The 19,762-nt window shown below is 44.4% G+C and carries 13 protein-coding genes and 1 tRNA gene; 6 read left to right on the top strand and 8 right to left on the bottom strand.

The genetic code is table 11. The features are described from left to right. Positions 1-29: 29 nt before the first annotated feature. The 6 genes from HXT53_RS00340 to HXT53_RS00315 all read right to left on the bottom strand — a co-directional run bounded on the left by HXT53_RS00340 (position 30) and on the right by HXT53_RS00315 (position 8,519). Entirely contained in the window at positions 30-1,523 is a 1,494-nt protein-coding gene (locus HXT53_RS00340; protein WP_174142994.1) for a sugar ABC transporter ATP-binding protein, read from the bottom strand. A 262-nt stretch (positions 1,524-1,785) separates the two neighbouring features. Next, the gene (locus HXT53_RS00335) at positions 1,786-2,796 is read right to left on the bottom strand and encodes a substrate-binding domain-containing protein (RefSeq protein WP_004113891.1); all 1,011 of its coding nucleotides are present in this window, start codon (positions 2,794-2,796) and stop codon (positions 1,786-1,788) included. A gap of 485 nt (positions 2,797-3,281) precedes the next feature. After that, positions 3,282-3,746 (bottom strand): deaminase, encoded by a 465-nt coding sequence (locus HXT53_RS00330; protein WP_174142993.1) that lies wholly within the window; start codon positions 3,744-3,746, stop codon positions 3,282-3,284. After that, complete coding sequence (locus HXT53_RS00325) at positions 3,743-4,564, bottom strand: alpha/beta hydrolase (RefSeq protein WP_020759756.1); 822 nt, start codon at positions 4,562-4,564, stop codon at positions 3,743-3,745. The genes HXT53_RS00330 and HXT53_RS00325 overlap by 4 nt, the downstream gene beginning before the upstream one ends. 325 nt (positions 4,565-4,889) lie before the next feature. Continuing rightward, positions 4,890-5,471: a dCTP deaminase gene (gene dcd / locus HXT53_RS00320; RefSeq protein ID WP_004113895.1), complete on the bottom strand. Its 582-nt coding sequence runs from the start codon at positions 5,469-5,471 to the stop codon at positions 4,890-4,892. Positions 5,472-5,561: 90 nt separating this feature from the next. Continuing rightward, on the bottom strand, positions 5,562-8,519 hold the full coding sequence (locus HXT53_RS00315) for a cation-translocating P-type ATPase (protein WP_174142992.1): 2,958 nt from the start codon (positions 8,517-8,519) through the stop codon (positions 5,562-5,564). Between the two features lie 213 nt (positions 8,520-8,732). Between HXT53_RS00315 and rlmB the strand changes: the two genes are divergently transcribed. Both rlmB and HXT53_RS00305 read left to right on the top strand, forming a co-directional pair. After that, on the top strand, positions 8,733-9,728 hold the full coding sequence (rlmB, locus tag HXT53_RS00310) for a 23S rRNA (guanosine(2251)-2'-O)-methyltransferase RlmB (protein WP_019261477.1): 996 nt from the start codon (positions 8,733-8,735) through the stop codon (positions 9,726-9,728). A 32-nt stretch (positions 9,729-9,760) separates the two neighbouring features. After that, positions 9,761-11,470 (top strand): ABC transporter ATP-binding protein, encoded by a 1,710-nt coding sequence (locus tag HXT53_RS00305; protein ID WP_421780329.1) that lies wholly within the window; start codon positions 9,761-9,763, stop codon positions 11,468-11,470. Between the two features lie 24 nt (positions 11,471-11,494). Here HXT53_RS00305 and HXT53_RS00300 read toward each other — a convergent pair whose 3' ends face one another. Together HXT53_RS00300 and HXT53_RS00295 are read right to left on the bottom strand one after the other, a co-directional pair. Continuing rightward, positions 11,495-12,205, bottom strand: a complete 711-nt coding sequence (locus HXT53_RS00300; RefSeq protein WP_415690999.1) for a nitroreductase family protein — start codon at positions 12,203-12,205, stop codon at positions 11,495-11,497. A gap of 9 nt (positions 12,206-12,214) precedes the next feature. Beyond that, positions 12,215-14,053, bottom strand: coding sequence for a S1C family serine protease (locus HXT53_RS00295; protein ID WP_421780327.1), 1,839 nt, complete (start codon positions 14,051-14,053; stop codon positions 12,215-12,217). A 365-nt stretch (positions 14,054-14,418) separates the two neighbouring features. Between HXT53_RS00295 and tgt the strand changes: the two genes are divergently transcribed. The 4 genes from tgt (at position 14,419) to HXT53_RS00275 (ending at position 19,747) form a co-directional block, all read left to right on the top strand. Continuing rightward, positions 14,419-15,720: a tRNA guanosine(34) transglycosylase Tgt gene (gene tgt, locus HXT53_RS00290; protein ID WP_421780325.1), complete on the top strand. Its 1,302-nt coding sequence runs from the start codon at positions 14,419-14,421 to the stop codon at positions 15,718-15,720. A gap of 270 nt (positions 15,721-15,990) precedes the next feature. Then, positions 15,991-16,073 (top strand) — tRNA-Leu (locus HXT53_RS00285). A gap of 169 nt (positions 16,074-16,242) precedes the next feature. Then, positions 16,243-18,966, top strand: coding sequence for a sialidase family protein (locus HXT53_RS00280; protein WP_410309210.1), 2,724 nt, complete (start codon positions 16,243-16,245; stop codon positions 18,964-18,966). Beyond that, positions 18,950-19,747 (top strand): FadR/GntR family transcriptional regulator, encoded by a 798-nt coding sequence (locus HXT53_RS00275; protein WP_004573582.1) that lies wholly within the window; start codon positions 18,950-18,952, stop codon positions 19,745-19,747. The genes HXT53_RS00280 and HXT53_RS00275 overlap by 17 nt, the downstream gene beginning before the upstream one ends. Positions 19,748-19,762 lie beyond the last annotated feature (15 nt).

The following is a 19,762-nucleotide window of genomic DNA, read 5'->3' as shown; positions in this document are numbered from 1 at the left end:
TGTTTATCGTTATTTATTGCTATTTATTCCTATTTATCTGATTCACTAAGATGCGTTACAGCAAGTTCCATAACCTTTTCCTGCGTAGCCTCGCTAGCAGCAAGTTCTCCACTGATCTTGCCGTTTGACATTACGAGAATACGATCAGACATTCCTAGAACTTCAGGTAAATCTGATGAAGCCATAAGTACTGCTCCACCGTTTTCAACGATATTGTTAATAAGCTCATAGATTTCAACGCGAGCGCCAACATCAACGCCACGAGTAGGCTCATCCAAAAGCAGCACTTTTACGTTTGCCATAGACCACTTGCCAAATACGATTTTCTGCTGATTTCCACCAGAAAGCGAACCAGCAAACTGATCAATATTTGCCATGCGAATACGCAATTTCTCTGCAGTTTCTTCTTCATGCGCACGCTGACCTTTTAAATCTGCAAAACCAGCATGAGATGTAGGAATTAACGTAGAGATTCCAAGATTATCTGCAACAGATGCCTCCAAAATAAGACCTTGCACGCGACGATCTTCTGGCACTAATCCAAGACCTGCAGCAATGCTGCCAGCAATATTTGCTTTAGGAATCGCTTTTCCGTCTACTGAAACAGATCCCGAATCGTAAGCATCCGCTCCAAATATTGCACGAAGAACCTCAGTCCTACCAGCACCAACCAAGCCTGCAAGTCCAACGACTTCTCCAGCATGAACGCTAAAAGACACATCCTCAATAGCACCTTTTCGCGTTAATCCTTCTACTTTTAGCAGTTCCTTGCCTTGATGCCTATTCCCATGCGGGAACTGATTAGTTATATCGCGTCCAACCATTAACCTTACAAGTTCTTTTTCTGGAACATCTGCACTAACAGTGTCAACGTATTTTCCATCTCGAAGTACGGTTACTACATCTCCAACTCGCGCAATCTCGTCCAAATGGTGAGAAATAAATACCATTCCAACATTTTTAGATTTCAGATCTGCAATAATGCTGAATAATTGTTCACACTCACGCTTTGTAAGTGCTGCCGTTGGTTCGTCAAGAATAAGAATAGATGCATGTTGCATAAGCGCTTTAGCAATTTCTACCATTTGCTGACGAGCCACTCCAAGCTCTCCCATTGGCTTATCTACATCTTCTTCTAAGCCAATAACTTGCAATGCCTCTTTTGCTTTAGATCGCATAGTTGCGCGATCAACAAAACCAGCTTTGGTCGGTAGCATGCCAAGAAACAGATTTTCCATAATGGAAAGTTCAGGCACTAAATTTAACTCTTGGTGTATTACAGCAATACCTAATTTGCGCGCAGCATCTACATTAGGAATACGCACCGTTTTACCGTTAATCTCAATATGACCTTTATCTGGCTGATAAATGCCACTCATCATTTTAATAACAGTTGACTTGCCAGCACCATTTTCACCAAGTAGAACATGAACTTCACCTGGCTTTACTTTTACTGACACATTGTCAACTACAGTAGAATTACCGAATATTTTCGATACTCCTACTAATGACAGCTCCGTCATGTTTAGCCTCTTCCTTCGCTATAGCATCAATGCGCTCGCGAAATTACCATTGATTACGTCAAGTTATTGTTTGTTTAGTTACGTTTATATTGACTTGCGAATTGCGAATAAAACATTAAGTACAATGTGCAAAGTACAGAGTACGAACAATGTTCACTCAAACAATTAATACACGTACAACAAAGTTACAGTGCAATAATCAGTTGAAATACTGATAGATAAACCATTAAAGAATGACGATATTTTGCAGCTTTTTACGAATCTATGCTCGCCCTAGCGATTCGCGAGGGATATACACAGTTTCTACACGCTGCGATTTAACGTCACCATTATTCTCAAGCATATCTAAAAACAGTGCAGCACTTATGTGGCCAATACGTTGAACTTGCTGTGAAATCACAGAAATACGTGGAGTTGCTAGGCGAAACACTTCTACATCATCGAAAGAAATCAATGATATATCTTTGCCTATTACTAATCCTTCTTGAGCCATCACTTGCATTACTCGCAACGCATCTGGCGAATAGCCAATAATAAGAGCTTTCACTCCAACATTAATCATGCGATGCATTACGCTTGCACACGACGACTGGTCAAATCCTGTTGATTCTACGAATACATGCTCTTCGCCAAATATCTCTGAAGCCACGGTTCTAAATGCTTGCTCACGTTCTTGCAACGAGGGCGAAGCAATAATTGGGCCAGAAATATAGCCAACTGAGTGAAAACCATGTTGCAGAACATCTAACAGCGCATCACGAATGCCCTTTGTTGGGTCTGAATCAACTACTGGTACGTGTTCTAAGCCGCCAGCTTGCGGTTCTACGTGGCGATCCATAAACAGCATAGGGAGTCGCTGCTCAATCAGCTTTCTCATAGCTTCAGTAACTTCACCTTGAGGAACTATAATCGCCCCATCAATACGTTGCGAAAGAATACTGGTTATAAATGAATCTTGACGAGATGCACTTTCAGATGATGTTCCTATAAATGCACAATAGCCTGCCTCAAACAATGAGTCTTGAACAGTGTAAGCGAGTTCGGCAAAATATGCGTTACGAATGTCTGGCACAAGCAGTCCTACTGTTTTTGTGCGTAACGATCGCATTGCTTGCGCGCGCGAATCTGGGATATAACCTAATTGAGCAACCGCACGCTCAACTTTTGCCTTGGTGTTTGCCGATATACGACCCGTGTTGTTTAATGCACGAGACACAGTTGACACTGATATTCCAGCATGTTGTGCAACATCGCGAATCGTAATATACGTCATAGCACCTCCCATCGGTAACACTATACAAAACTATACAAGTACAGCATTTAAGATTATTTACATTGCAATTTATATGCTCTGATTTTCTCTTGTATTCTATATTCTAAATTACGTTTTTTCATATACTCCTCTCTTTTGAGAGAATCACACTATGCATCTATGCATATGATGTTTTTACTAACCTCAATCTCACTAAGTAGCTTCATCAGCGCTGACCAAAGTCACCTATGAGATAACGTTTTCACACTCTTCTCGCTTCCGTAGCAAACCTTGTGCGGTAACGTTACCGCAACTATAACATTTAAAAAGCGCAATTGCAAGATAAAAATATTAAGAAATTTATATTATTAAAATAATTATTAGTAAAATAAAATAATTTAAAAATACGAGTAGATAAGATTAAATAAGACACAATAAAAGAAGACAAAACTAGACTATATTGAACAAGGCTAAACAAAGCTAGAAAAGACTTGAGTAAATCAAACCTACCTGCAATTCTTAAAAAAATCGCTTAGAATCTGAACACACTCCGATTCACAAACAGAACCAAAAACTTGCGGATGCGAGCCAACATGAGGATCTCGCATAATATCCCAAACAGATCCACATGCGCCAAGTTTTGAATCCCATGCGCCAAAAACAACACGCTTTATATGTGTTTGTAAAATCGCACCAGCGCACATAGGACAAGGTTCTAAAGTAACAACAAGCGTGCAATCACTAAGATTCCAAGACTTTTTACTCTCTGCTGCTTGCTTAATCGCAAGAACTTCTGCGTGAGAAAGAGGGTCAGAGTCTCGCTCACGAAGATTAGAGCCGCGGCCAATAATCACACCAGAACCATCTACAACAACAGCGCCAACTGGAACCTCTCCACAATCGGAAGCAACTTGCGCAAGTCGCAATGCCTCTTGCATTAGCGGAACATATTCGCGCGCGCACAAAGTCACATTAACCCCGAAGAAATATTGTGCAAAGCAAACCAAGAGCGAATATCGCCAAGTTCTTCCATATGAACGGCATGGTCAAGTCCGCGGTAACGCTTCTCTTCCAACCACGTATGTTCCTCAAGCCAGGCTGCAGCCGCCGAAAACTCGTAAGGAGGAATAACAGCATCATCCAAACCATAACCAAAGAAAACAGGCGTATTAAGATCTGCAAGAACATCATCATTAAGAGAAATATCCTTGGCAATATTAGGAGCTACAAAGCCAGAAAGCGCAACGGCTGCACGATAACGTTCAGGGTTAAGCCTGAGAATATGAACAGCAAGAGCCGCACCCTGCGAAAAACCAAATGGCACAACAGCGCGATCTTCAGGAACGTTCGCAGCAACCCACTCGTCAATTGCAGCAGCTGCAGCATACATATCTCGATCTAAGTCATCTCCCTGAGGAACAGCATCATGGAACCAGCTGTAAGCGCCTTGATCTAATCGAAGCGGAGCGCGCAAAGAAATCGCATCATTATAAGGGGCAACAACGCGCAGCAAATCAAGCAAATCATCCTCATTGGAACCCCACCCGTGCAGAAGCAAAAGAAGAGGTCTTGTAGCGTAAGCCGACGCTTCTCCGCGAGAATACTTAGCAGCGTTTACATGTAAATCTTCGCCGAATCTGCCTGGAACAACACTAGATTCGCGACCAGCATGTAGACCATTTGAAGCGCTTGCAGCAGAATCCTCACTGCCAAAATCGCCATTATTGTCGTTATTGTCAAACTCGCCGTTGTCGAACTCATCTGAGATCACACCGTTATGATTAGTCATATCTACAGCATACGGCACAGCTTTGGCATTTATAACCCTTGTAATCCGAACACTGCGCTAAACGCCTAAACGCTACATAAAAATTTAACCCCGACCGTTTAAGTCGGGGTTTAAATTAAAGGAAAAAATATGAATAAGCTTTCGTGAATTACTTTTTAAGTTTTTCACTAATATTATGAAAACACATAATCCTTAGTGCTGCTAGTACGTTAGCTGATAAGTTCCTGAAAGTTTACTACTTTTCCCCTGATTTTTCTTGATATTCGTTGCTAATCTTACGAATTTAGACTTTCAAATCTAGATTTTTAACTTTAATCTTATAAATTTAATCTTCCAAATTTGCGCGATAGAAGTTCTCATAAGACCTAGACGGTGTTGGACCACGCTGACCTTGATAGTGAGATCCATTAACAGAAGACCCGTAAGGATTTTCGCAAGGAGAACTTAGCTTAAAGAAGCACATTTGACCAATCTTCATACCTGGCCACAATTTAACTGGCAAAGTACTAACATTTGAAAGCTCCAAGGTGATATGACCTTCAAAACCTGGATCAATAAAGCCAGCCGTAGAATGAGTTAAAATTCCAAGACGACCAAGAGAGCTTTTACCTTCTAAGCGCGCCGCAATCGTAGAATCCAACTTCACATACTCCCAAGTGGAGCCAAGCGCAAACTCGCCAGGATGCAAAATCCAAGGTTCATCAGGGGCAACCGCAAACTGCTCAGTCAACTCCCCCTGATTTTCTGCAGGATCCACGTAGGTGTAAGCGTGATTATTAAACAATCGGAAGAATCGGTCGAGCCGCACATCAATCGACGCAGGCTGCACCATTTCTGGGGTCCATGGGGTCAAATCAATATGACCCTCATCATGAGCTTTGAGGATGTCGCGATCAGACAACAGCATAACGTCAAATCTCCTTGCGATAAAACTTCATAAAACAAACACTTAAATACACTAATATGCCAAGTGTAGCGCGTGCCGCGGTCGAAAATATTAGGCAGAAATCGCAACAGCAGCTGCAGACTTCTTGTGAGCCATAAAGCGCAAAACGCACTTTCTTAGCTCCGAAGCAATAAGCACAACCATTGAAAGTCCAAGGCATTCAACCCACTCCATAAAGTCGAGTGGAACTGTGCCAAACGGACCATTAAGGAATGGTATATAAATTACAGCAAGCTGCAACACTACGGAAACTGCGATTGCACCCCAAAGCCAGCGATTTGCAAACAAGCCAACAAACACGCTTTGCAAATGCGAGCGAGAAGCCAAAGCATTAAGCATTTGAGCAAACACAAGAATAGTGAAGCCCATTGTGCGCGCGTGAGTCATTTGAGCTGCATGAGTTAAAACAGTTGTGGAGCGGTCTGTAAACAATCCGCCAGCCAAATGCATGTCCATACCAATCAGCGTTATAGCTGCCATGATCACACCAATAAACACAATATCTCCCCACATTGGCTTATCGATAACGCTATCTGTAAGCCTTCGCGGACGCCTATTCATAACATCGTCAGTTTGCGGATCAACGCCCATTGCGAGCGCAGGAGCAGCGTCCGTAAGCAAATTAATCCAAAGCAATTGAGTTGCAAGAAGAGGCAAAGTCACGCCAACAGAGTTTGGCTGCGTAATTCCCAAAGCACCAGCAAACACTACGCCACCAAACACAGTGAACACTTCGCCAACGTTGGAGCTAAGCAAATATCTCAAGAATTTACGAATATTGTCGAAAATTCCGCGACCTTCGCGCACGGCTGCAACAATTGTAGAGAAGTTATCGTCAGCCAAAATCATCTTTGCAGATTCTTTAGTGACTTCCGTACCCGTAATGCCCATTGCAACGCCAATATCTGCCGACTTTACGGCAGGAGCATCGTTTACGCCGTCGCCAGTCATAGCAACAATATTGCCTTGCCTTTGTAGCGAGGAAACAATAGCAAGCTTGTGTTCTGGAGCTACTCGCGCATACACGCTCACTTTGCTAATCGCATCGTCGAAAGCAATATTGTCGTCATCCCTAGAAAGCAACTCGTCAAGCTCATCGCCTGTAAGCGCATGCTCATCTTTTCCAATAATGCCAAGGTCGCGAGCGATTCGAGCAGCGGTAAGCGGATGATCGCCAGTAATCATAACAGTTCGAATTCCAGCACGATGCGCTTGAGCAACGCTATCTCGAACTTCGATTCTAGGAGGATCAATAATCGCGACCATGCCGTTCCAAATCAAATCAGACTCCAAAACATCACTTTGTTCAGCAACGTCTGCGATTTGACCTGCAGCGTTAGAAACCATGCCGTCAACTTTAGCTAAACTATCTACGCCAAGTGGCCTATACGCCATTGCAAGAGTGCGATACGCTTCTCCAGATAGCTTTTCCACGTTTGCAAGAATTTCTTCGCGATCTCCGTCTGTAAGAGGACGAACAGCGCCAGCAACTGCGATTCGCGTGCAATAAGAAAGCAAAACATCTGGAGCGCCTTTAGCGCAAACAATAAGATTCCCAGAATCCGACCCGTCTTTAACAACAACAGACATGCGTTTGCGCTCAGAAGTAAATGGCACTTCCGCAACACGACTAAGATGCGCGTAACGCTTGTCCGCCTTGGTTTTGCGCGCCGCAACAATAAGAGAAACCTCAGTAGGGTCGCCAACTGGCTGCCATGCGTCAGACGATTCATTATGGTGCAAATCGCCATCGTTTGCTAAATACCCAGATCCGAGCGCGCCAATCACCTCTGTTGCTAGAGCTGGAGGAACCGCCAAATCAGCATCTAAAGAATCAAGCAAAACCATTCGTCCCTCTGGCTTATATCCGCTACCTGTAAGCTGCACCTGGCCACTAGGCGTTATAACACGCTCAACAGTCATCTCGTTTCGAGTTAAAGTACCCGTTTTGTCGGAGCAAATAACAGATGCGGAGCCAAGCGTTTCTACAGACGAAAGCTTTTTAACAACAGCATGATGCTTTACCATGCGCTGCACGCCAAGCGCAAGAACAACCGTTAAAATAGCAGCCAAGCCTTCTGGAACAGCAGCAACAGCAAGAGAAACGGAAAGAAGCAAAGAATCTATAACATCTTCAATAGTGTGGAAGCCTTCAAGAGCCCACATAGACGCAAGCACAACGGCTGCAATAATACACACTGCGATTCCAAGAACCTTAGATACGCGAACCATCTCCTTCTCGAGAGGAGTAGCTTCTTCTTGCGCACTAGAAAGCATATCTGCGATTTTTCCAACCTGAGTTTTCATGCCAGTAGACGTGACTATTGCGCGACCAGTGCCCTGCGTTACGGCAGTGCCATTAAACACCATATTTGTGCGGTCTGCCAAAGATTTTGGCGAAGCTAGAGTTTCTGGGCGCTTGCTAACAGCAACAGATTCTCCCGTAAGGCTTGCTTCCGCAACGCGCAAAGAAGCGGCTGCAATAAGCCTTGCATCCGCAGAAACGGCATCACCTTCGCCAAGAACCAAAATATCTCCAGGCACAACATCCGCCGTATCTATGCGCATAACTCGCCCATCTCTAAGAACGGACGTTTGCGGAGCGCTCATTTTTGCCAGCGCTTCAACTGCTTCTTGCGCGCGCGACTCTTGAATATAGCCCAAAACTGCGTTTGCTATAAGAATCACGATTATAACTATTGAGTCAAACGGCAGAACTTCGCCGCCACTTTCGCCACCATGTTGTGCGCGCTCAACAAACCATGCGATTGCGGAAATAATAGTAGCCGCTATAAGCAAGTAAACAAGCGGATCTTTAAACTGTTCGAGGAACCTCTTCCACGCTGGTGTTTTAGGAGCGCTAGCTAAAACGTTCGGGCCAAATTGCGCGAGCCTTTTAGCCGCCTCATCACTACTTAAACCCGTAGAAACGTTTACATTAAGCGAATTTGCAACATTTTGCACGTCTTGCAATGACGGATCTTTGGATTGATCGCTTTGATCAACCATATTTCCCCCCTTGGGAGCGCCGCGGAGTAGTCAATAATCAAAATTTTTACGCAAAGTTGACTCAAAATCTTGATTATTGCGCGGTTGTGGATTATTGCAATAACAATAATTAAGTACCGTTCTATTATGCCACATAAAGCGCCAAATACTAATGCCTCGCTAATGCAGCACCAAAGCATCGTCAATGCCTCGGGGGCATGTGAAAATAAGAATATGGCTATGAAAAAAGGACCGACCAAGGGGTCGGGTGGAAAACATCGTAATGCATTGCGCGGCAAGGGACCTACTCCTAAAGCAGAGGACCGCGTGTATCATAAGGCTTATTTCGCTAAAAAGGCTGCGATTAAGCGCACGTTTGCAGATCCGCGTTTGGCTGCAAGACGAAGAGTAGATAAGTTGGGCACAGATAGCGACGAGTTGGTAATTGGGCGAAATGCAGCTCTTGAAGCTTTGCGCGTAGGCGTTCCTAGCACGCAACTTTATGTTGCAAATCGCATTGAGCATGACGATCGCACGCGCGAAATCGTTAAGCTTGCTGGCATGCAAGGCTTGCGACTTTTGGAAGCGGATCGCTTGGAAATGGATCGCATTGCTCACAGCACCAATCATCAAGGCATTATTTTAAAGGTGCAGCCTTATCAATACTATTCGCTGCAAGAGCTTGTTGACCGCGCAGAAAAGAAGTCTCGCGCTATGGAGGCGGCGGATTCTGCAGCCGCTCGCATTAACGCACGCCCATTGTTTATAGCACTAGATGGAGTTACCGATCCACAAAATCTTGGTGCTGTTATTCGATCCGCAGCCGCTTTTGGCGCAAATGGCGTAATCTTGCCTGAGCGCAGAAGCGCATCTGTTACAGCTGCCGCTTGGAAGGTTTCTGCAGGCGCAGCAGCACATTTGCCTGTTGCTAGAGTTGTGAATTTAAACAAGGCGATTCAAGGTTTGCGCGAGCGCGGATGGTATGCGATTGGTCTTGACGGTGGCGGCGACAAGCTTGTTGGCGAAACTGGTTTTGAAACCGATCCGCTTGTCGTAGTTCTTGGAAGCGAGGGCAAGGGCATGAGTCGCCTAACGCGTGAAGCTTGCGATGCTATTGCTGGAATCCCAATTTCTAGCGCTGTCGAATCGCTTAACGCATCCGTTGCAGCTGGAATCAGCTTGTATGCTGTTGCTAACGCTCGCAGGCTTGCCGCCTTGAGTCAAAATTAGTAATTAGCATTGCGAATTAAGAGTTAACACTCATGCGGATTTTTAAGCCACGCAATTTACAAGATTCACATAACGCGCGCACATTGGCTTTATTATTAGCTTTTGTTTTATACATTGCGATTATTGCAATCGTAATGTGTTTCCACGAACCTTGGTTTGACGAAGCTCAAAGCTGGCTGATTGCGCGCGACTCGTCGCTTGCAGACATTATTAGCGTTAGACCCCATTACGAGGGTCACCCTCCTTTTTGGAATCTTTTGCTTGCGATTGCAGCTAAAAATAGCGTTCCATACGAGTTTGGAATTAAGGGTATTCAACTGGTTTGCGCAAGCCTACTGGGTGCGTGGCTTATTTTTAAGTCGCCTTTTAAAAGCGCAAGCAGCCTTGCAACTTTTCTTATTCCGTTTACTTATTTTGCTTGCTTCCAGTACGGTGTTACATCGCGACCATACGCTTTGCTTTGCTTAAGCTTGCTAGTAGCGGCACATTATTGGAATAGTGCGGATTCTAAGACTTCTAGCGCTTGCAAACTTGCGATTAGTCTTATGTTTATGTGCTTGCTTAGCGTGTACGGGATTGCATTTGCTGCAGGCTTTACAATTGCTTGGATTTGGCGAGTTTTTAGCAAGAATATTAGCAAAACTCTTAATTTTAGCTCCATTCTTCACGCAATTAAAGCAACAATCGCATCAAATTGGGCGCGACTTATATCTTGGGGATTAATCGCCATTTTTGGCGCTGCAAACCTTGCTCTTGCATGGCCAGCAAAAAACGCATTCGCCACTCGCGCAACGATTGATGGCAATTCAACAATTGCAAAATGCTTCGCTTTTATATTCGTAATGCCTTCCGAAAGCATGTTTACAAGCTTTTATGGCGATATTTCAATGCGAAGAATGCCTTTTGACTTTTTGCCGATTACAATATGCACAATTTTTAGTCTTGTGATTTGGGCATTTGCAATTAAAATCGCCAAGCGCAGAAAACTCCTTGCGGTTCTTGTAATCCCTTATCTTGTCCTTACAATCGTAGCTGTTCGCTATTTTACGCTTCACCACGCAGGTCTAATCTTTGTGTTTTTGCTTAGTGCGCTTTGGATTAGTCACATAAAAGAGCCGCTTAGCAACAAGGATATTCCTGCGATTTTTGTTAAAGTCGCCCCTACTAAATTCAGATTTATAAAAAACAAAGCTTTTAAAATCAACCTACTAATATCGATAATCCTTGCACCAAGCCTAATTTGGAACGCGTTTGCTTGCGTAAACGACATTCTGTTTGACTATTCGCCTTCTAGAGCTGTAGCACAATACATATCTAGTAATCACTTGCAAAATAAGCGTTTTGTAGCATCTTGGCTCCATAACGACGAGCAGGTTGACGAAAGTGGAAAAGTTATTTCTCACGAAGAAAACGACACTCACCAATATTCGTGGCTTTTAATAGGCGCAAACCCTTATTTTTCTAAAAATCTTATAGATTGCGCTTACGAAAACAAGACTTTTATAACGAATGAAAGCCCTACTGCAAGCCAGCAAGCACAAGAGTTGACGGATTGTGCTGCAAAGGGCGAGCCAGAATTTTTTGTTAGCGAATCCAGCCAGCCGTGGTACTACTTCTTGGCTTTAAACTACAACATTTCGCATTACAATGCGCACGCTGTTTCCAACGTTAAAACGTCTTGGAAGGCTCTTGTTTGGGAAAGCACTGCCACTATTTACGAGCGCAAAGCACACATAAAATAGGCAAAAACGATTGTTTCGCAATCGCTAAAGCAGCTCAATCTTTGGATGCTCGGCTCTAAACTCGTTTGTGTGCGAATCGCTAGCATACCCAAGCACAAATCCAGTTAAAAGCTCCATGTTTTCTGGAACGTCAAACTCCGCGTCTAGCGGATCTCGCCAAGTAGCCAAAACTCCAAGCGGACAAGAGTCAACGCCTAAATCTTTAGCAGCAAGAAACAGCGTTTGTAGCATAAGACCTGCATCCATTGCAGCAAATGGCATAAAATCGCGTCTAGCTAAAACAAAGCCAATAACGGGTGCTCCAAAAGCCTCGAAATTTCTGCGCGTATGGGCGTTCCTAGCTGCAAAATCGTGCCTTTCGATTCCTAAATGCGAATATAACGCTAGACCGAGTTTAGCGCTTCGCTGCTTTAAATCGTCGGGGTACGGCTTTGCAACAGGAACGTCGCCATTAGGCGCTGACTCTTGAGCAAACTGAGCGCGCTCAGATTCGCTCAAACTCTTATCTTTGGCTTTAAGCATTGCATTGCACTTATCTAAATAAGCTTTCACAATGCGATCTTTTTTGCCACCTTGTGCAATCGCAAGCGCATAAGCTCTTGTGTTGCTCCAGCTTGGCGCAAGAGAAGCGGTGTGCAATATTGACTCTAAAACGTTTTGCTCAATCGGCTTATTCAAAAAGTCGCGTGCAGAAAACCGCTCCGATGCAAGTTGGCCAAAATCTTTGTAAGTCATACTATCAGTTTACCAGAAACCGAATGGGTCAAAAATGCCACCATCGTCGGAATCGTCGTCTCCGCCTCGAGGGAGCTGATCCAAAGGATCATAATCTCCATCTGAAGAATCGCCTCCATTGTTGTTCTGGCTCTTCTTATCGGAAGAATCAGGCTTTTTACTTCCGCGCTTCCTCAAGGATCGAGGGTCTTGACGAGTTGCGCCATTAACAGCAGCTTCTTCTTGGTTAAACTTGACTGTTAGATTGACAGTTCCGTTACCACGAACAACTGTTATTGTTGCCTTATCTCCCAAAGCGGTAGCGCGCACAAATCCCAAAAGCGAATAATTGCTTGTCACAGGCTTTCCATTAAACGCCACGATTGTATCTCCAGCACGCATTCCGCCTTTTGCTGCAGGAGCGCCAGGAGTTACAGACGCCACTTGAGCGCCGCCGCGCGTAATGTTATTTTGCGTTACGTTCACGCTCTTAACCATAATTCCAAGAGCAACGTGTTTTACAGAACCATTCTTAATAATCTCGTTTACTACGCGCTTAACAAGATTAGACGGAATAGCAAATCCAATTCCAATAGACCCTGCTGTGCCACCTCTAGCAGAAGTTGCGGCAATAGAAGAATTAATACCGATTACTTTTCCAGCAGCATCAAAAGTTGGTCCGCCAGAATTACCAGGATTGATTGCAGCGTCAATTTGCACAGCATTTGTTACGATTTCCGAACGACTCTGATCATCCATAACGGAAACTGGGCGATTAAGCGCGGAAACAATGCCTGTTGTAGCAGTATCGTCGTAACCAAGAGGATTTCCAATTGCCATCACAGGTTCTCCAACAGCAAGAGCATCAGAATCAGCAAACTCAACTGGCTTTACGTTACTTGGTAAACCGTCTACTTTAAGCACAGCCAAATCGGTAGTTTTATCGGTTCCAACAAGCTTTGCCTTGTAAATCTGGCCATTAGATAGCGTTACTTGCAACTGTTGCATTCCAGCAATAACGTGATTGTTTGTAACAACATGACCTTGCTTGTCGATTATTGCCCCAGAGCCTTTGCTCATATTCTTGTCATTGCGCGCCTGAATAGACACAACGCCGCCAGAAACGTTTTTAGCAACCGAACGCCAATCTGGAGATTGACCACCTTTTACTACTGCTGTTCCTTTTGAAGATGATTGTGTGCCTACATCTGCAAGCGTTCCCGAACCTGGAATAGAAATTAGTCCTTGAGTAATAGCGAATGACATTACAACAACGCATACCACTGCAGAAATAATTGACGATACAATCGCCACTGTTATATTTGAGTTTTCTCTGGACTCTTTTCTAGCGCCACGCTTTTTGTACACTACATGTGGACCCTGATTTGGATTCTGATTTGAACCCTGATTTACGACCTGTACTTCGCCATGAACTGCATCATCCTGATTATCACCAGCATCGCTATCAGCAGCATCGCCATCAGCAGCATCATCACTCAAATCATAAGGATTCCCAAATCTAGAATTTTTAATATTGCCGCTATAGGGATCACCATAAGGCAAGAACGGATTATCCAAATTGTCATCCGAACGCGCATAATCTCCGTTAACTGTGTTTCTTGACGATTCTTCACCATCATTAGCAGAAGAGTCGCCAGCAACCGTAGAGTTTGCAGAATTATTTTCATCGCTTCCGTCGCCAGTATTAACAGGACCATATGCACCATATTCTGGAGCAGGACGATAAATCTGAGGTTCACCCTGACTAGTCTGCTTAGGCTCCTCCGTCTGTGACTGTCCTTGTGAAGACTGCTCAGATTGCACTTCACTAGAATCATAGGCCTTAGAATCATAAATATCGTCAGCCATTAATCCTCCTTAAATCTTTTAACACAACATACTCTAATCTGATTACACGCATTCATACAAGTTAATATGAGATTTTTACGCGCTTTAATCTTTCTACACGCAAATAAAGCGTAAGTTAAAATCTAAGATTTAATTTTCTTACAATACGAGTTAACCGTTTTGCTCTTAAAATTACCTGAATATTTAGCCATATAATACCGTATAAATACCATATAGTTACCGTATGAATACCGTAAAATTAGCTAGCGGTTTTTATAGAAAATACATAAACACGTAGAATTTAACGAACGGTTGCTGGCGACTTTTCCGCGCACAATGCCGCAACTTATGCGCGTATCGTCATACCTTCTAATAGAGTAAAAGGTATGACTAATCTTATTGAACACCCACGCGGAGCAGAGCCTGGTAAACCAGGAGATCGCAGAGAATTCTCGTTTACAACAAAAACACGTTTGGAAAATACGGCAAGCGGTAAAGGAAAAGATGGAGCTAGATACGGGCGAACTGGCGTGATTCGCACGCCTCACGGAGATATTCACACGCCTGCTTTTGTGCCTGTTGCAACTCAAGCCGCAATGAAGGCCGTGCTGCCAGAGTCAATAAAAGACTTGGGCGGCCAATGCATGCTTTCTAACGCATTCCACTTATATGAGCGCCCTGGCGAAGACATTTTAGACGAAGCTGGCGGTCTTGCAAAGTTTATGAACTGGGATGGCCCAACTTTTACGGATTCTGGCGGATTCCAAGTGCTTTCGCTTGGCGCTGGTTTTAAGAAAACTCTTGCAATGGACGTTACAGGCATGAAGTCCGACGATGTTATTGCAGAAGGTAAAGAGCGTATGGCATTCGTTGACGAGGATGGCGTTACTTTTAAGTCCCCTCTAAACGGCTCAATTCACCGATTTAGCGCAGAAATCTCGATGGGTATTCAACACAAGCTTGGCGCGGATATTATGTTTGCTTTCGATGAGCTTACAACTTTGATGAATACTCGTCGATATCAAGAAGAGTCCGTTGAGCGCACTTTCCGCTGGGCTAAGCGTTGTGTTGCCGAACACAAGCGATTAACCGAGGCGCGATTAGGAAAGCCGTATCAGGCGTTGTATGGCGTTGTTCAGGGAGCGAATTACGAGGATTTGCGTAGGCACGCGGCAGAGCAGATTGCTTCGCTCGACTTTGATGGCGTCGGAATTGGTGGAGCAATTGAAAAGCGCATTATTGGAGACACTTGCGCTTGGATCTGCGATGCTATGCCAGAAAATCGCCCTCGCCACGTGCTTGGAATTGCTGCAGTTGACGACATTTTTGCTTGCGTAGAAAACGGCGGAGATACGTTTGATTGCGTTGCCCCTGCGCGATGCAGCCGAAACGGCGCGATTTTTACTCGCCACGGACGATACAACGTAAAGCGCGCCGAATTTAAGCACGATCAGGGACCGCTTGAAGCTGGATGCGATTGCTACACTTGCACGCATTATTCGCGCATGTATGTTAGCCATTTGCTGCGCGCTAAAGAGATGAACGGATACACGCTTGCTACGATTCACAACGAGCGATTCTTTGTTAAGCTTCTAGACGACATTCGTGCGTCGATTGACGGCGGATATTTTGAAGAGTTCAGAGATGAATCGTTAGCCCATTATTATGAGAATGGCTCGCGTGGATAATTTGCTTGGTGTTGCGCGATCCTTACTTGTTGTTGTGCAATTTCCTACTTAACGTTGCGAGAGGGCTGGGTGTTTCTGCGTTCGCGCGGTCTAAGCGCGCTCACGCCTTCGCTTGCGTTGAAAGCACACTGTGCTTTCAACTTTGAGCAAGCTCAGCGCTCCGAATTGCCTTCTCGCGCTACGCTCTAAGCTCGAAGGCAGGTCGTCACGCAACACACTAGGTGTATATTTGCTAAACGGCTGCAAATATGGTAGCTTTGTGGTCTGTATGCGAACGTGGCGGAATGGTAGACGCGCTGTCTTCAGGTGGCAGTGAGTGTATACTCGTGCGGGTTCAAGTCCCGCCGTTCGCACTCTTTAAGAACGTTGATTTTTCGACGTTCTTTTTTATTTTGTAGCATCATCTTACAACAGTTGCGCGTTTGCTTAAAAATATGTGATAGACTAAATAAGTAGATGTCGTAAGACGTCAGACGTGTTAAAACATAGTGGTTTTAATTTTTCTGGTCATGGAGGACTAAAATGGAACGTCGTTCAACGAAGACGACGAGCCTTATTGAAGATATCGCGGATATCAAAGGTTCGGAGCACACGCGATTCAACCATGCCACAATAAAAATTACACCATCTAGTGAAATCAAAAAATATAGCGAAAACGAATCGGGAATCAATCGCAAAGATAAAAACGAGGAAATAAATCAGAACGAAGGAATAATAGGGTTTAAATTTGTAGCAAATTCGGATTGTGATTTATTAGATATTAAGCCCGCGCAAAAGTCGGAAGCTTCTGCACAACAAGAGCACACAACTCCAATAATAAAAATAAGTATTAAAGAAGACGCTCCCCTGCTTAGTGCACAAAATCTTTTAGAAGATAGCGCCGACGCAAACGGTGCGAAAGAAATTGCACTACAAATGGAAGATGCGCTAGGCGCATGCGACGGGCGCGAACACGATTTTGCAATAACGTACGGAAGTTTTGGAAGCCGATTCTATTTAGACGGATACCAATGCTTTGCGAGCGCAACGAATCTTGGGCCGCAAAGAGTGAGCGGAAAAGCGGCCGAAGTGTGTGCAGCGCAGGCAGAATCTTCGCAAATCTACGACTTTTACTACTCAAGTCACTTGCCAAATCCAGAAGAAATCGCAAATTCAGCCACTCAAGCACAGCCAGACATATGGTTTGCAGGACCTACGATTTGTGCAAGAGACATAAAACGCGTATCTTGCAACTCAAGCGGAACTTTGCACATTCAATTTAGATTGCGCGGACCTGGCCAACATGGAGTGCTTTTTGCTGCTGGAACTGTTGGAACAAAAACTAATCTAGAATCTAGCGGAAAAATAAGCGTGTACGCAGGACCAGAAGGCATAAAAATCACGCTAATCGACAGCGAAACGTGCGTAAAAAGCGTAATCGAAGCAGCCGCAAGCGTTGACGACGGCGAATGGCACGACTTGATTATTCGCGCAAATCGCGGAGCAACCGACATTTACGTAGACGGATACAGCCAGTCGCACAACATAGGACAATTCTGGTTTGCAAACATACCAGAATTAAACGCAGTGAGTATAGGCGAAGACTTGCGCGGAGTGCGATTAATGGGCGAAGCTAGAACAGGCGGAATCTACTTTAGCGCACTAACCGAAGGACAAATCCAAAGAATATCAAGAGTAAAGCCGCTTGTAACAACCGCATTATTCGATACGGGATATGCGAGCTCTCGCAGCTACAGAATACCGTCTCTTGTAAAAACGCGCATGGGAACGCTAATCGCAGGAGCAGACCAGCGAACAAGCGTTTCAAACGACGCTCCAAACCACATAAACTTTGTGATTCGCAGATCCACAGATGGCGGAAAAACGTGGAAGCCTTTGCAAACCGTAATCAACATGCCTGGCAAAAACCTTGGAAAACTGGGCGCGAGCGCAATCGACTCCTGCCCCATTTTAGATCCAGCGGGAAAAAGCGAAAGAATTAACGTATTAATAGACCTTAATCCTAGCGGAATTGGGCTAACAAATTGCAAAACCGCTGTAGGCGTAGACGCGTGCGGAAGAATCAAGCTTATAGACCGCTTAGGTGGCAACTACGCGGCGGCAATGGATGGAAGCGCGGCCGTAAAATTGCCATGCGATTCTAGCGAAAAAGAATGCGCAACAAAGTGGCTAGTTTTCCCAGACGGAAGTATAAAAAATTGCGATTCGCACAATGACTTACGCAATAACTCGCACAGTAAACAAACTTGCGACAGTTCCACGTGGAACATATGGAAATCGCAAGAAATTGCAAGCGAAAGTCAGCCATTATTTGCCGAAAAAACGTGTTATATAGCTCAAATCTACTCGGACGACGACGGCAAAACATGGAGTGTGCCACGCTTAATCGACCACATGGTTAAGGAGCCATGGATGAGCTTCGCTGGAGTATGCCCAGGGAACGGAATAGTTATTAGACAAAGCGAGAAACATTACGGCAGAATACTTGTGCCATTCTATTGCAGCGGCAAAAGCAAATCGCACTATTCTTCGGGAGCGCTTATTTCGGACGACGACGGCAAAACATGGAGCCGAGGCAAAATGATTAACGAAGGGCGATTGATCAACGGAAAAATCGTAGATCCTGTAACAATGCAAGACGACGATGCAACAAGCTCCGAAACCGTGTTTGTTGAGCGCAAAAATGGCGATATTCTGGCTTTCTTCCGCAATCAAAATCGCTCGGGATGTGTAGGCAAAGCCATTAGTCATGATTGCGGAGAAACTTGGAGCGAGCTAATTTTTGACACAAGTTTGCCAGAGATATTCAGCCAGCCGAGCGCAACCTGTTTTAACAGCGAAAATGCAGAAAACGCAGACTGTATAGCGTTTGCAAACGCAAGCCAAATGATGCCTTATCGCGGTCGCGGAGTTGTGAGATTTAGCTACGACGGCGGAAAAACATGGGCAAAAAACGTGTGCATAAACCCATTCCACCACGTTTATCAATGCCTTAGCTCTAGCAATAAACGAACTTTGCAACTACTGTGGGAAAGAGAGACTACTGGAATTTATATAACGGCAATAGATTCCAATCTTTGGAAGCAGGATAATTTACAAATAGATTTTAAAAGCAATGCAAAAAGTTTAAACAATACAGACTTAGATTGTATAAAAAATAAAATAAACACAAGTGAAAAAATGAAAGATTTAGAAGAAGGAAGCCTTACGCGAACTGAAAGGAGCCAACATGGAAGAGACATTTAGCAGCCATGAAGACGACGAGATGACAACACTAGATCGTTTATCTTTCTTACAGGCAAGCTCAAACTCAAACTCCGCTCCAATCACAGCCAGAAAACGCTGCGATGAAACAATGGATGCAATCAGGTCGCTTATCTTAAGAGAACGCTTGCAGCCAAAAGATATGCTGCCAACAGAACCAATGCTTTGCAACTTGATTGGTGCATCAAGGTCATCTGTGCGCGAGGCGATTCGCAAGCTGGAAGCGCTTAATATTGTGGAAGTTAAGCAAGGGAAAGGCATGTTTGTTGGCTCATTATCGCTTGACCCAATGGTGGAAACACTCGCTTTTCGCTCCTTAATCTCAATAAATAAGAATTTTGAAGATTTAAGCGATGTTGTAGAAATGCGAAAATTCCTAGACCTTGGATGCGCGGATAAGGTGGTTGAGTCACTTAAAGGAACACAGCAGCCAGAATTGGAGGCGCTTTCTGAAATAATGACCAAAGAAGCACATGCTGGAAAAACGTTCTTGGAACAAGACATTGCTTTCCACACTGGTATTTTGCGCGCGGTAAACAATACGATTGCAGAGCAATTCGTGCGATGCTTGTGGCTTGTGCATATGGCGGTTTTGCCACAATTGGGATTGGAAGTTTCGGACGAGCTTGAAAAAACCGCTAGAGCGCACGAGCTTATGCTTAAAACAGCCATTGCGGGAGACGCAGATGGATATAGACAGGCTGTAAACGACCATTACGAGCCAATTCAGTCTATTTTGCTTAATAGACTGCAAGAACACTAAATAAATGAAGGAACC

The sequence above is a fragment of the Gardnerella sp. KA00390 genome (assembly GCF_049244075.1).
Lineage (GTDB): Bacteria > Actinomycetota > Actinomycetes > Actinomycetales > Bifidobacteriaceae > Bifidobacterium > Bifidobacterium vaginale.
The sequence above is the reverse complement of the archived record's forward strand: the minus strand, read 5'-3'. Positions and strand labels throughout refer to the sequence as shown.